This is a genomic window from Aeromonas sp. R7-4, assembly GCF_040908055.1.
In the GTDB taxonomy this organism is placed as follows: Bacteria; Pseudomonadota; Gammaproteobacteria; order Enterobacterales; family Aeromonadaceae; genus Aeromonas; species Aeromonas sanarellii.
Map to the genome: position 1 here is coordinate 21,979 of NZ_JBFODA010000001.1, position 13,435 is coordinate 35,413.

Consider the following 13,435-nt stretch of genomic DNA (forward strand, 5'->3'; position numbering starts at 1 on the left):
CTCACCTGCACACAGGGTACCCGCATGAAATACAAGGACTTGCGTGATTTTATCGCGCAGCTGGAACAGAACGGACAGCTCAAGCGCATCAGCCGCGAGATAGACCCCTATCTGGAGATGACCGAGATCAGCGATCGCACCCTGCGTGCGGGTGGTCCGGCCCTGCTGTTCGAGAACCCCAAAGGCTACGGCATGCCGGTGCTGACGAACCTGTTCGGCACCCCGGATCGGGTCGCCATGGGCATGGGGCAGCCCAACGTCGGCGCCCTGCGCCAGGTCGGCACCTGGCTCTCCTACCTGAAGGAGCCAGAGCCGCCCCGCGGTCTCAAGGAGCTGATGGAGAAGCTGCCGATCTTCAAACAGGTGCTGAACATGCCGACCAAGCGGCTCTCCTCCGCCCCCTGCCAGCAGGTGGTGCTGGAGGGGGACGCGGTGGATCTGGACCAGATCCCGATCCAGCACTGCTGGCCCGGCGATGTGGCCCCCCTGGTGACCTGGGGTCTCACCATCACCCGCGGCCCCTACAAGAAGCGCCAGAACCTCGGCATCTACCGCCAGCAGAAGATCGGCAAGAACAAGCTGATCATGCGCTGGCTGGATCACCGGGGCGGTGCCATCGATTATCGCGAGTGGCAGGAGGCCCATCCCGGCGAGCGCTTCCCGGTGGTGGTGGCGCTCGGCGCCGATCCCGCGACCATACTCGGCGCCGTGACGCCGGTGCCGGACAGCCTCTCCGAATACGCCTTCGCCGGCCTGCTGCGGGGCAGTCGCACCGAGGTGGTGAAGGCCCTGAGCTGCGATCTGGAGGTGCCCGCCAGCGCCGAGATCGTGCTGGAAGGCTATCTGGAGCCGGGCGAGATGGCGCCGGAAGGGCCTTACGGCGATCACACCGGCTACTACAACGAGGTGGACGAGTTCCCGGTGTTCACCATCACCCACATGACCAAGCGCCGCGACGCCATCTACCACAGCACCTACACCGGCCGTCCGCCCGATGAGCCGGCGGTGCTCGGGGTGGCGCTGAACGAGGTGTTCGTGCCGCTGCTGCAGAAGCAGTTCCCCGAGATCGTGGACTTCTACCTGCCGCCGGAGGGGTGTTCCTACCGGATGGCGGTGGTGACCATCAAGAAGCGCTACCCCGGCCACGCCAAGCGGGTGATGCTGGGGGTCTGGTCCTTCCTGCGCCAGTTCATGTACACCAAGTTCGTGATCGTCTGCGACGACGACATCAACGCCCGGGACTGGAAGGACGTGATCTGGGCCATCACCACCCGGATGGACCCGGCGCGGGACACCACCCTGATCGAGCACACGCCGATCGACTACCTGGACTTCGCCTCGCCGGTCTCCGGGCTCGGCTCCAAAATGGGGCTGGATGCCACCAACAAGTGGCCGGGGGAGAGCAACCGGGAGTGGGGCCAACCCATAGTCCAGGATGCCGCCGTCAGCGCGAAGATCGACGCCATCTGGGATGAGCTGAATATCCTCGGCTGATGCCGCCATCCGGGCCGGCCGGTACAAAAGTGCGGTATTGGCCGGCCGAATTGGGTATGCTCGACTGACCTGACCACGGGCTGGTCGAACACAGTGAATCAATGAGCGAAGTGGGCCGGGCTGGCCCGTCAAAAGGACAAGAATGCAACGTATCAAGTGCCGCGTAGAGGAACTGCGCGAATATGTCGACACCATCTGGCACGTGGCCCTGGCGCCGCAACAGGCCATCAGCTTCAAGCCGGGCCAGTATCTGCTGGTGGTGATGAGCGACTCGGACAAGCGCCCCTTCTCCATCGCCAACTCGCCGACCCGCTCCGGCGTGCTGGAGCTGCAGATCGGTGCCACCCCGGAGAACGCCTACGCCGGCCAGGTGCTGGCCCGCATGCGCGACCAGGGGGAGATCGAGATCGAGCTGGCGGCGGGCAAGGCCTTCCTGCGTGACGAGTCGCCCCGTCCGCTGATCCTGATGGCGGGGGGCACCGGTTTCTCCTATGCCCGCTCCATCCTGGAGTACCTGATCGCCACCGGCAGCAAGCGCCCGGTGTTCCTCTACTGGGGCGTGCGCCAGGCGCACTGGCTGTACGAGCAGGGGCAGATGCAGCAGTGGGCGTTGGACTACGCCCCGCTCACCTTCGTGCCCGTGGTGCAGGAGCCGGAGGCGGACTGGACCGGCCGGACCGGGCTGGTGCACAAGGCCATCATGGACGACTTCGTCAGCCTGCACGACTACGACATCTATGTGGCGGGTCGCTTCGAGATGGCGGGGGCCGCGCGGGAGGAGTTCAAGGTGCTGGGCGCCGAGCCCGAGCGCATCTTCGGCGACGCCTACGAATTCATCTGATCACCGTCTAGCCGGGGAACGCCGATCTGCTCCCTTCTCCCTTGGCGGGAGAAGGGCCGGGGATGAGGGGCGAGCAACCTGGTTCGCCAGCCCGTATCGGCCCACCCCCTCTCGGGCATCAGAAACAACAAACCCCAGCCTGGCTGGGGTTTGTTTTATCCGCCGGCGGGCGTGCTGCCCTGACCGGTTACTCGCCCTTGGCGGCGAGCTGCTGCTCCAGCTGGGCCAGCTTGGCCTCGAGGGCGGTCAGCTTCTCCCGGGTGCGCAGCAGCACCTTGGTCTGGACATCAAACTCCTCGCGGCTGACCAGATCCAGCTTGTTCAGCTGGGCCTGCAGCACCTGACGGGTCTTCTTCTCCACCTCTTCACCCATGCTGCGAATGCCGGGCGGCAGGGCGTTGTGTACCTGTTTGGCGATCTCTTCCAGTTTCTTCGGGTCGATCATGGGGTTCTCCTTAAGCGATGCGCCATTCTACCGACAAATCCCCCCCTTTGCCGAGATCGGGGCGGCTTTTTGCGTCCGAGTCGCCAACAGGCTCTGGTCGGGTCTGGTGTGGCACCGGATGCTGCTACCCTCAGCCGCGGGTAGCAATGTCAATTCCTTGATGCTGTACACAAAAAAATCAGATCAGATGACCGACCAGAGGCTTAATAATTGTTGCGTTGCTGTTAATATGTTTCGGTCGGGCTTGAACCCTACCCCGTCAGGCTCATCATGGATAACAACATAAAAGAGATAAGGATATGAAAAAAAAGATAATTTATGCAGCGGTTCTCGGTGCGCTGCTGAGCGGTTGCGGCGGCAGTGATGAGAAGAAAGGCGATACCTCCAGTTATCTCGATTACCTGCTGAGCGGCTCCAACGCCGTCCGTCCCAGCGCCCTGGCCGCCCGTGCCACCGACGGCACCCTGAAATTCTCCACCGAGACGGCGGATCTCTCCAACCCGGTCTCCGCCCTCTCCACCCTGGACGGCTGGTCCACCACCCAGGCGATCCAGATCGTGCCGGTGACCGCCTCCGGCATCCAGGTCAAGGCCCCCGCGGCGGCCGAATTCGGTGCCTCGGTGGCACCCCTCTACCTGCTGGAGCTGGAATTTGACAGCGCCGCCCTGCGCCCGAGCGGCGTGAAGAAGGTGCTGGCCTACGGGACCGACTTCGTGGTCGCCGAGTCGACCGGCAAGCTGAACCTGGTGCCACTCAAGCCGCTCAACCCCTCTTCCTACTACATGATAGTGGCGACCGACTCGCTGAAAGACAGCAGCGGCAACCCCGTCAAGGCGGGTAGCGACTACAGCAACTACAAGAGCAACCCGGGCAGCAATGCCCAGGAGCAGACCATCAACGGCCTGATCACCCTGCAGGAAGGGCTGTTCAAGGCCGCCACCGGCATCACCAGCGACCACGTGATCTTCTCCGACTGGTTCGGTACCCAGTCCGGGGCCGACGTTCTGGTGGCGGTGAAAGGGGCGGCCGCATCCGTGCTCAAGAGCCCGACCCTGGACGCCGCCGCCCTGTGGAAGCAGGACGCTCTAGGCAATACCAGCCTGCCCGGTACTTACATGGCTAATTGGGATGCTAGTGCTCCTCTTTTCATGGATGCGCTTGATAACGTATCGGACCTGTTACTACCTGTTGATTCAAAAGAGGCAATTAAAGCTGGAGTCGCTGCCGCTGGTTTAACCCCTGTCGCAAATGTCACTAAGGTCTACAGCGGTACCGTCAAGCTGCCCTACTTCCTCTCCTCTCCGGCCACCGCCGGCTCCTGGGACAAGGCCAGGACCCAGTCCTGGCATGGCGCCATCCCCAGCCTCTACGCCATCGCGAACGCCCTGAAGGCCCAGGATGCCGAGGTGATCGGCGGCCTGGTGAGCGCCGGTGTGGAGCCGGACCGGCTGGGCGAGCTCATCGCCGATCCGAGCCGTCAGGCCGAGCTGCTGGCACAGGCTAGCAAGCTGATCGGGGTGACCCTCACCTCCGGCGGCAAGCCGCTGGATCCCGAGATGAACGTCGGCCGTTTCAACCCGCTGCCCAAGCTGGAAGAGGTGCAGTCCGTGCCGATGCGGATCTTCGCCGCCGCGCCGCTGACAGCCATCACCGACGTGATCATCTATCAGCACGGCGTCACCTCGGTGAAGGAGAACGCCTATGCGCTGGCCCTGGGCCAGATCGGTGCCGGTGCCAAAGCCACACCGGCCAAGAACGTGGCCGTGGTGGTGATCGATCACCCGCTGCACGGTGAGCGTGGCTTCGCCCTGACCGGCAGCCTGGACTCGGTGACCACCTCCGAGAACCCGACCCCCTATCTGAACCTGAGCTACCTGACCGTGGCCCGCGACAACCTGAAACAGAGCGTGGCGGATCTGCTGGGCCTGCGTCTGGCGGTGGGGCTGGCCAATAAGGCTGGTGCCATCGGCACGGCGGGCAGCCTCAAGGTACACTTCCTGGGCCACTCCCTGGGGGCCATCGCCGGGGCCAACCTGCTGGCGGTCGCCAACCAGCCTATGGGCAATGCGGCGGATGGCCTGTTCAAGTTCGATACCGGCGGCCTGGCCATGCCGGGTGGCGGCATAGCGCCGCTGCTGCTGAACTCGCCGACCTTCGGCCCGACGATCCAGATGAGCGTGCTGACCGCCGGCAGCTCGGCCCTGAAGGCGGCCTTCACCGCCTATGCCCCGAACTGCAAGACGGCGGTGCCGACCTGCTTCGTCAACGAGTTCCTGCCGAGCCAGGATGCGGCCACCCAGGCGAGCGCGGCCAGCACCCTGCAGAGCTACAGCTTCGCGGCCCAGTCGGTGCTGGATTCGGCAGACCCGATCAACCTAGGGAGCGGCATAGCGGCGGACTTCCCGCTGTTTGCCACCGAGATCGTCGGCGACGGCGCCCTGAGCCTGTCGGATCGGGTGATCCCGAACAGCATCGCCACCGCCCCGCTGGGTGGGACCGAGCCGCTGTTCAAGGTGCTGGCCCTGCAACCGCTGACCGCCACCGGCGCCGCCAGCCACCATGCGGCCCGCTTCGTGGCCGGGGGGCACAGCTCGCTGCTGGCACCGGACGAGGACTTCGATCCGACCGGCGCCGTCACCACCGAGATGCAGACCCAGTTCGGCAGCTTCTTCGCAAGCGACGGTGCTCTGGTCAAGGTGACCGACGCCAGCCTGCTCAAGCAGTAAGCCAATCGGCCAATAACAACGCCGCCCCAAGGGGCGGCGTTTTCGTTTCTGGTGATGGTGCCTGCTAGGAAGTGCGTCAGGCGGGCCTGTGGTGTCTGTCCAGCCAGCCTTGCAGTAAACCGACCAGCAGGCCGACCAGGTGAGCCATGTTGGCCGTGGGGGTGCCGAGCATGTCGAAGAAGCCGAGCACCAGCCAGACCAGCATGAAGCCCATCAGGGCCGGCGGCATGGCGAGCCCGCAATCCGGTTGCAGCCTGGCGCGCAGCCAGCTGTAGCCGAGCAGGGCATAGACCACCCCGGAGAGGCCGCCGAAGCGCGGGCCGCTCGCGAAGAATTCGGCTATGTTGGGCAGTGCAGCCCCGACGATGAGCAGGATGAACAGCTTGCCGCTGCCGAGGCGCTGCTCGATCTGGCCCCCCAGATACCACCACCACAGCAGGTTGAACACCAGGTGCAGCACCGAGAAGTGGATGAAGGCCGGGGTGACGTAACGCCAGGCCTGCCAGTCGGTGAACTGGGCCAGGGTGGGGTGGAAGGCGAGCTCGTCGAAGATGGGCAGGCCGATGGCATCCAGGGCATAGATGGCCAGGCAGGCGATGATGACCACCAGGGTCAGGGGGCCCGCCTGATGGAGAAAGTCGGTGACTGGATCCGTCATCCCCTTGCTGTAGTCGATGCGGGCGTCGGCCCGGCCGGACTGCCAGGAGGCTTCCATGTAGCGGGGATGATTGGGCTCGGCCAGGAAGCGCTTCACCTCCTGCTGGGCCTGGGCGAGGCGCCGCTCGTCCGCCAGCCAGACCGAGACGCCGAGCTCGGACTGGGTCAGCTCGCACGGGATGCCCAGGGTGGCGAGGTAATCCACCAGCGCCTGGGCCATGCGGGCGTCGCCCAGCACCAGCAGCTGGATCATGCCGGCCGGGGAGGAGTTGCCTGCCTCCGTCATGCGTCCCCCGCCTGGATCGGGAACTCCCTGCGCCAGGCCTCGAAGCCGCCATCCAGGCTGTAGACCTCGTCATAGCCCTGTTGCAGCAGGTACTGGGCCGCCCCCTGGCTGCTGTTGCCGTGGTAGCACATCACGATGACAGGGGTGTCGAAGTCCACCTCGTTCATAAAGCGCACCAGGGTGCCGTTGGTGAGGTGGAAGGCGCCGACCGCGTGGGCTGCCTCGAAGGATTGGGGGTCGCGAATGTCCACGAGGCGGGCTTCACCGGCGCTCAGCTTCTGGTGGGCATCCTGGGCGCTGATATGGGCAAACTGGTCCATTGAGATGTCCTGAAAATGGGGGATTGAAGGGCAGTTTACCGCAAGCGGGGGCTGGCGCTAAGCCCGCAATGTGTGGGGATTTCCGGGGGATCGCAATTTCCTTCAATATCGGGCGGGGGCGAATGACTAGGGTGGAGACTCCACTCCTTTTACGAGCATCATCCATGGAAATCAGTCTGTTGTTCTCCATGGCCGGGTTTGCCCTGGCCATGTCCATCTCCCCCGGTCCGGTCAACCTGGTCGCCCTCGGCACCGGCGCCCGTTACGGCTTCCCCGCCAGCCTGCGCCACGTGGTGGGGGCGACCCTGGGCTTCATCCTGTTGCTGCTGCTGATGGGGCTGGGCCTCGGCGGCGCCCTGTCCCGCTGGCCCCTGGTGGCCGGCGTCCTGCACTGGGGCGGTGTGCTCTTTCTCTGCTACCTGGCCTGGCAGTTGCTGGTGGACTCAGGTCGGGTGGAGGGGGTGGACGGCGGGCCGCCCGCCTTCTGGTACGGTGCCCTGATGCAGTGGCTCAACCCCAAGGCCTGGCTGGCGGCAAGCATGGGGATGGGGGCCTACGGGGTCGCGGGCGGGGTGGGGCAGATAGTGCTGTTCACCGCCCTCTATCTGGTGATCTGCCTCGTCTCCATCGCCTGCTGGGCCTATGCGGGCAGCCGATTGCAGGGGTGGCTGATCGCGTCCCGCCGGTTGCGCTGGTTCAACCGGGCCATGGCGCTCTTGCTGCTGCTCAGCGCCGCCTATCTGGTGCGTTCGTCCTGAGGGGCGAGCTGCGCCCTGTACTGGCCCGGCGTGGCGGCGACCCGGCGCTTGAACTGGCGCTGGAAGTGCGCCTGATCGGCAAAACCGCTGGCCAGCGCCACTTCCGCCAGGGGCTGCCCCTGCCTGAGCAGGGTGCGGGCGTGACGGATGCGCCTGTCCACCAAATAGGCGTGGGGGGTCATGCCGTAGTGGCGGCTGAAGGCGTGCACGAAGTGGGAGGGGGTGAGTCCGGCCACCGCGCTCAGTTCGGTCAGGCTGAGGGGGCTGGCGCTCTCGTCCTGCATCAGCTCGGCGGCCCGTTGCAGGTGTTGGGGCGGGCGATCGTCCCAGCGTGCCGGGGTGAGCCTGGCCAGCAGCTGGCGGCTGAAGAGGTGGCAGACCACCTCCCGGGCCAGGGGATCGGGCTCATCCACCAGTTGCCGGTGAAGCCGGCACAGTCCCCGATAGAGCAGGGGATCCCGGCTGGCGGTCATGTCGAAGGGGCGAAACGCGTTGCCGAGTCCGGCCTCTTCCTGCTGGCGCTGCAACCAGAGGTTGTCGATGTAGAACATCAGATAGGACCAGGGCTGGTCGTCGATGGGGTTGCAGGCGTGCACCTCCTCCGGGTTCATCAGCACCAGGCTGCCGCGGCCGACCTCCTGAAGGCTGCGCTGGTTGAGGTAGTGGTTGTGGCCGCCGGTGATGGCGCCGATGGAGAAGTGGGGGGGGCTGTGCTTGTCGTAGCAGACGCGGCGGCCATCCTGCACCGCCCGGGCCTCGATGAAGGGCAGCGCAGGGTCGTGCCAGAACTGGTGGTGATCCGGCGTCTCCCTCGTCCGGCTCAAGGGGTGAGCCTCTGACGGGGAGTATCCCCCGGCCGCGCCGGGTGGCCGAGGTCGGGGGAGACGGGGTGGCAATACACGCTTAGCCGCCGAGGTAGGCCTGGCGGACGGCGGGGTTGGCCAGCAGGGCCTCTCCCGTGTCTTGCAGCACCACCCGGCCGTTCTCCAGCACATAGCCGCGATCCGCCAGCTTGAGCGCCTGGTTGGCGTTCTGCTCCACCAGGAAGATGGTCATCCCCTTCTGGCGCAGCTGCTCTATGGTGTCGAAGATCTGCTGGATGACGATGGGGGCCAGCCCGAGCGACGGTTCATCCAGCAGCAGCAGGCGCGGCTTGCTCATCAGGGCGCGGCCGATGGCCAGCATCTGCTGCTCGCCGCCGGACATGGTGCCGGCCCGCTGCTCCAGCCGCTCGTGCAGTCGGGGGAACAGGGTGAAAATCTGGTCCAGCAGGCCGCGCTGCTCCGCCTTGTCGACGAAGAAGGCCCCCATCAGCAGGTTTTCTTCCACCGTCAGGCGGGCGAAGATGCGGCGCCCCTCCGGCACCACGGCGATGTCCTTGCGCATGATGCGGGCGGTGCTGAGGGTGTTGATCTGCTCTCCCTCGAACCAGATGCTGCCGCTGCTGGGCTTGGGTTCGCCACAGAGCGTCATCAGCAGGGTGGTTTTGCCGGCGCCATTGGCGCCGATCAGGGTGACGATCTCGCCCTCTTTTACTTCGACGCTGACGTCGTGCAGCGCCTGAATCTTGCCGTAATGGGTCGATACGTTGCGAAGTTCTAACATCATGACTCCTATGATTCGCCCAGATAGGCCTTGATCACCGCCGGGTTGCTGCGAATGTCGTCCGGCTTGCCGTTGGCCAGGGGCGTGCCCTGGTTGACCACGAAGATGCGGCTGGAGATCTCCATCACCAGCTTCATATCGTGCTCTATCAACAACACTGACACCCCGAACTCGTCCCTCAGGTTGGAGATGAGCTCGTTGAGCTCGTCCGTCTCGTGGGGGTTGAGGCCGGCGGCCGGCTCGTCCAGCATCAGCAGCTCTGGCCGGGTCGCCATGCAGCGGGCGATCTCGAGCCGGCGCTGCTGGCCGTAGGCCAGGTTCCCCGCGGCGCGGTTCGCGAGATCCTTGAGCCCCACCTTCTCCAGCCAGAACGCGGACTGTTCCAGCCCCTCTTTCTCGGCGCGGCGGAAGGCCGGGGTCTTGAACAGGCCGGCGAGGAAGCCGGTGTTGAGGTGCCTGTGCTGGGCCACCAGCAGGTTCTCCACCGCCGTCATCTCCTTGAACAGGCGCACGTGCTGGAAGGTCCGCACTATGCCCTTGCGGGCGATGAGGTGGCCGGGCAGGCCCTGGATCTCCTCGCCCTTGTAGCGGATGACACCGCCGCTCGGGCGATAGAAGCCGGTCAGGCAGTTGAAGATGGTGGTCTTGCCGGCGCCGTTGGGGCCTATGATGGAGATCACCTCCCCCTTGTTCACGTCCAGCTTGACGCCGTTGACCGCGAGCAGGCCGCCGAAGCGCATCGACAGATCTGAGACATCCAACAATGTGTGATTGTTGCTCATTTACGCAGCTCCATATGGGGTCGACTCATGGGCAGCAGTCCCTGCGGCCGCCAGATCATCATGAATACCATCAAGAGACCGAACATCAGCATGCGATATTCGTTGAACTCGCGGGCCAGCTCCGGCAGCACCGTCATGACGATGGCCGCCAGCACCACCCCGATCTGGGAACCCATGCCCCCCAGCACCACGATGGCGAGCACGATGGCCGACTCGATGAAGACGAAGGACTCCGGGCTGATGAAGCCCTGGCGCGAGGCGAAGAAGCTGCCGGCGAAGCCCGCGAAGCAGGCGCCTATGGTGAAGGCGGTCAGCTTGATGATGGTGGGGTTCAGCCCCAGGGACTTGCAGGCGATCTCGTCCTCCCGCAGCGCCTCCCAGGCGCGGCCCAGCGGCATGCGCAGCAATCGGTTGATGACGAACAGGGTAGCGATCACCAGCACCAGCGCCATCAGGTAGAGGAAGATCACCTTGTGGTTCGCGTTGTAGGCGATGCCGAAGAACTCGTGGAAGGTCTCGAAGCCGCCGTCCTTGACGGTGCGGTTGAACTCCAGGCCCCCCAGGGTCGGCTTGGGAATGCCGGAGATCCCGTTCGGGCCGCCGGTCAGGGTGGTCATGTTGTTGAGCAGGATGCGGATGATCTCGCCAAAGCCCAGGGTGACGATGGCCAGGTAGTCCCCCCGCAGCCGCAGCACCGGGAAGCCGAGCAGGAAGCCGAAGGTGGCCGCCATCAGGCCGGCGATGGGCAGACACTCCCAGAAGCTCAGGCCGAAGTAGCTGTTGAGCAGGGCGTAGCTGTAGGCGCCGACCGCATAGAAGCCGACGTAGCCGAGATCCAGCAGGCCGGCGAGGCCCACCACCACGTTCAGGCCCAGCCCCAGCATGATGTAGATAAGCGTCAGGGTGGCCAGATCAATGGCGCCGCGGGAGGCCATGAAGGGCCAGCTCACCGCGAACAGCAGCACCAGCACGGCAGTCAGGTTATAGAGCTTGGGCGCCTCCTCCGGGCTTGGCAGCACCAGCTTGGTGAAGCCGACGGAGAAGCCGCTGATGGAGGCCTGGAACAGGCGCGCGATCTGGCCGCGCAGCATCTGGAACCAGAAGACGAGGGTGGCGCCCCCCAGCAGCCAGGCCAGCGACACATCGAGGCGACTCACCACCAGCAGGCGGGAGCCGTCGGTCTCCAGCTCGAAGCCGAGCAGCCAGAAGGAGAGCACCAGCAGCATCAGGCTGGCGATGCAGGCATGGATGAATTGCTTTTTCATACCTTCTCGACCTCCGGGCGACCCAGGATGCCTGTCGGCATGAATAGCAGCACGAAGATGAGCAGGGCGAAGGCCATGACATCCTTGTACTCGGTGCTGAGGTAGCCGGCGGTGAGCGCCTCCACCACACCGAGCAGCAGGCCGCCCAGCACGGCACCCGGGATGCTGCCGATGCCGCCCAGTACCGCTGCCGTAAATGCCTTGAGACCGGCCATAAAGCCGAGATAGGGGTTGATGACGCCGTAGTACATGCCGAGCAACACCCCGGCGACGGCGGCCAGGGCGGCCCCCAGCACGAAGGTGATGGAGATGACTACATGGGTGTCTATGCCCAGCAGGTTCGCCATCTTGATGTCTTCGGAGCAGGCGCGGCAGGCGCGGCCCATGCGGGAGCGACCGATGAACTGGGTCAGCGCCAGCATGGTGACGAAGGTCACCACGAAGATGATGAGCTGCATGTAGGAGAGGCTGGCCTGGAAGCCGTCCTCGCCGCCGAGGGACCAGCCCCCGGAGATCAGGGTGGGCATGGCGATGTCGCGCGAGCCCTGTGCCATCCGCATCATGTTCTGCAGGAATATCGACATGCCGATGGCGGAGATGAGGGGGATCAGGCGGTTGCCGCCCCGCAGCGGGCGATAGGCGACCCGCTCTATGGTCCAGCCATAGCTGCCGGTGATGATGATGCTGACCAGGAAGGCGCCCCCCAGCAGCAGCACAGTGCTGTCGATGCCCATCATCATGAGCCCGGCCATCACCATGAAGGCGACGTAGGAGCCGATCATGTAGACCTCGCCGTGGGCGAAGTTGATCATGCCTATGATGCCGTAGACCATGGTGTAGCCGATGGCGATCAACGCATAGGTGCTGCCTATGGTCAATCCGTTCAGCAACTGCTGAACCAGGTAAAGAAGGTGTTCGGACATACCGCGTTCCCTGTACTTGCCCGCAAAGAAAGGAGGGGTGACTCATGTCACCCCGACTGGCAGATTATTTGACTTGAGTGGAGGTTCCGTCGGCGTGCCACTGGAAGACACCGAACTCGAAGCCTTTGAGGTCACCGTTCGGTGCCCAGGTCAGGGGACCCATGACGGTGTCGATCGGTGCGGCCTTGATGGCGGCAGCCACGGCAGCCGGGTCATCCTCACCCGCCTTGGCGATACCGGCCGCCAAGGCCTGCATGGCCGCGTAGGTGGTCCACACGAACGGACCGGAGGAGTCCTGACCCTTGGCCTTGAATGCTTCCACTATGGGGGCGTTGGCGGGCACCAGGTCGTACTTGTTCGGCAGGGTGACCAGCAGGCCTTCGGAAGCCGGGCCGCCGATGGCGGAGATGTCCTTGTTACCCACGCCTTCCGGACCCATGAACTTGGCCTTCAGACCCTTTTCGCCAGCCTGGCGCAGGATCAGACCCAGCTCCGGGTGGTAGCCGCCGTAATAGACGAAGTCCACGTTCTCTTTCTGCAGCTTGGCGATCAGGGCGGAGAAGTCCTTGTCCCCGGCGGTGATGCCCTCATAGGCCACGACCTTGACGCCGGCCTTGTCCAGGGCGGCCTTCACGCTGGAGGCGATGCCTTCACCGTACTGCTTCTTGTCGTGGATGACGGCCACGCGCTGGGGCTTGACCTGCTCGATGATGTACTTGGCGGCGGTCGGCCCCTGGTCGCTGTCCAGGCCGATGGTGCGCAGGGTCAGCTGGTAGCCGCGCTCGGTGATCTTGGGGTTGGTGGAGGCCGGCGTCACCATCAGCACCCCTTCATCTTCATAGATGTCGGAGGCGGGCAGGGTGTTGTCGGAGCAGAGGTGGCCGACCACGAACTTGACGCCGTCGTTGATCACCTTGTTGGCGATGGCCACGGCCTGCTTGGGATCGCAGGCGTCGTCATAGATGACGGCTTCGATCTGCTTGCCCTTGATGCCGCCCGCCTTGTTGATCTGCTCGACCGCCATCTTGCCGCCGGTGAACTGCATGTCACCGTACTGGGCGACCGGGCCGGTCAGGGGGCCGGCGATGCCGATCTTGATGGTGTCGGCCGCATTGGCCATGGATACCGAGCCAAACAGGGCCAAAGAAACCGCTGCCCTGACCGCTATTTTGTTGAAGTTATGCATTGATTCGTCCCTTAATCAGTGAATTGTTTCATTTTATGCACGTCATTCCGAGCCTGTGTCCCGCCAGCCCGGCGATAGATAAGGTTCTATCATTCCTCGCCGTGCAATAACAAGATGTTAAAGATACTAACCGGGTGGGGGGGGAGG

Annotated in this window: 13 protein-coding genes; 4 read left to right on the forward strand and 9 right to left on the reverse strand. The window is 64.6% G+C overall.

Annotation, left to right across the window (positions count from 1 at the left end; all coding sequences use genetic code 11):
- Positions 1-24: 24 nt before the first annotated feature.
- The gene (gene ubiD / locus AB5Y72_RS00115; RefSeq protein WP_368198394.1) at positions 25-1,494 is read left to right on the forward strand and encodes a 4-hydroxy-3-polyprenylbenzoate decarboxylase; all 1,470 of its coding nucleotides are present in this window, start codon (positions 25-27) and stop codon (positions 1,492-1,494) included.
- Positions 1,495-1,636: 142 nt separating this feature from the next.
- On the forward strand, positions 1,637-2,335 hold the full coding sequence (gene fre, locus AB5Y72_RS00120; RefSeq protein WP_368198395.1) for an NAD(P)H-flavin reductase: 699 nt from the start codon (positions 1,637-1,639) through the stop codon (positions 2,333-2,335).
- 187 nt (positions 2,336-2,522) lie between these two features.
- Here fre and AB5Y72_RS00125 read toward each other — a convergent pair whose 3' ends face one another.
- Entirely contained in the window at positions 2,523-2,780 is a 258-nt protein-coding gene (locus tag AB5Y72_RS00125) for an accessory factor UbiK family protein (protein WP_368198397.1), read from the reverse strand.
- A 299-nt stretch (positions 2,781-3,079) separates the two neighbouring features.
- Between AB5Y72_RS00125 and AB5Y72_RS00130 the strand changes: the two genes are divergently transcribed.
- Positions 3,080-5,506 carry a VolA/Pla-1 family phospholipase gene (locus AB5Y72_RS00130; RefSeq protein WP_368198398.1) on the forward strand — a complete coding sequence of 809 codons (2,427 nt, stop codon included), beginning with the start codon at positions 3,080-3,082 and terminating at the stop codon, positions 5,504-5,506.
- 76 nt (positions 5,507-5,582) lie between these two features.
- On the opposite strand, the gene glpG is transcribed toward AB5Y72_RS00130, so the two are convergent.
- Both glpG and glpE read right to left on the reverse strand, forming a co-directional pair.
- Positions 5,583-6,416 (reverse strand): rhomboid family intramembrane serine protease GlpG, encoded by an 834-nt coding sequence (gene glpG, locus AB5Y72_RS00135; protein ID WP_325783619.1) that lies wholly within the window; start codon positions 6,414-6,416, stop codon positions 5,583-5,585.
- Positions 6,417-6,445: 29 nt separating this feature from the next.
- On the reverse strand, positions 6,446-6,769 hold the full coding sequence (gene glpE / locus AB5Y72_RS00140) for a thiosulfate sulfurtransferase GlpE (RefSeq protein WP_209794968.1): 324 nt from the start codon (positions 6,767-6,769) through the stop codon (positions 6,446-6,448).
- 164 nt (positions 6,770-6,933) lie between these two features.
- Between glpE and AB5Y72_RS00145 the strand changes: the two genes are divergently transcribed.
- Positions 6,934-7,527 carry a LysE family translocator gene (locus AB5Y72_RS00145; RefSeq protein WP_368198399.1) on the forward strand — a complete coding sequence of 198 codons (594 nt, stop codon included), beginning with the start codon at positions 6,934-6,936 and terminating at the stop codon, positions 7,525-7,527.
- Here the strand turns inward: AB5Y72_RS00145 and AB5Y72_RS00150 are convergent.
- From AB5Y72_RS00150 to AB5Y72_RS00175, 6 genes are all read right to left on the reverse strand, one after another.
- Positions 7,506-8,351, reverse strand: a complete 846-nt coding sequence (locus AB5Y72_RS00150) for an AraC family transcriptional regulator (protein WP_325783609.1) — start codon at positions 8,349-8,351, stop codon at positions 7,506-7,508. The genes AB5Y72_RS00145 and AB5Y72_RS00150 overlap by 22 nt on opposite strands.
- 79 nt (positions 8,352-8,430) lie before the next feature.
- On the reverse strand, positions 8,431-9,132 hold the full coding sequence (locus AB5Y72_RS00155; protein ID WP_319904870.1) for an ATP-binding cassette domain-containing protein: 702 nt from the start codon (positions 9,130-9,132) through the stop codon (positions 8,431-8,433).
- 8 nt (positions 9,133-9,140) lie between these two features.
- Positions 9,141-9,914, reverse strand: coding sequence for a high-affinity branched-chain amino acid ABC transporter ATP-binding protein LivG (gene livG / locus AB5Y72_RS00160; protein ID WP_042074016.1), 774 nt, complete (start codon positions 9,912-9,914; stop codon positions 9,141-9,143).
- Positions 9,911-11,179, reverse strand: a complete 1,269-nt coding sequence (locus AB5Y72_RS00165) for a high-affinity branched-chain amino acid ABC transporter permease LivM (protein WP_209794966.1) — start codon at positions 11,177-11,179, stop codon at positions 9,911-9,913. The genes livG and AB5Y72_RS00165 overlap by 4 nt, the downstream gene beginning before the upstream one ends.
- Positions 11,176-12,102 carry a high-affinity branched-chain amino acid ABC transporter permease LivH gene (gene livH, locus AB5Y72_RS00170; RefSeq protein ID WP_042074019.1) on the reverse strand — a complete coding sequence of 309 codons (927 nt, stop codon included), beginning with the start codon at positions 12,100-12,102 and terminating at the stop codon, positions 11,176-11,178. Before livH ends, AB5Y72_RS00165 begins: the two co-directional genes overlap by 4 nt.
- A 64-nt stretch (positions 12,103-12,166) precedes the next feature.
- Positions 12,167-13,288 carry a branched-chain amino acid ABC transporter substrate-binding protein gene (locus AB5Y72_RS00175; protein ID WP_325783608.1) on the reverse strand — a complete coding sequence of 374 codons (1,122 nt, stop codon included), beginning with the start codon at positions 13,286-13,288 and terminating at the stop codon, positions 12,167-12,169.
- Positions 13,289-13,435: the final 147 nt, after the last annotated feature.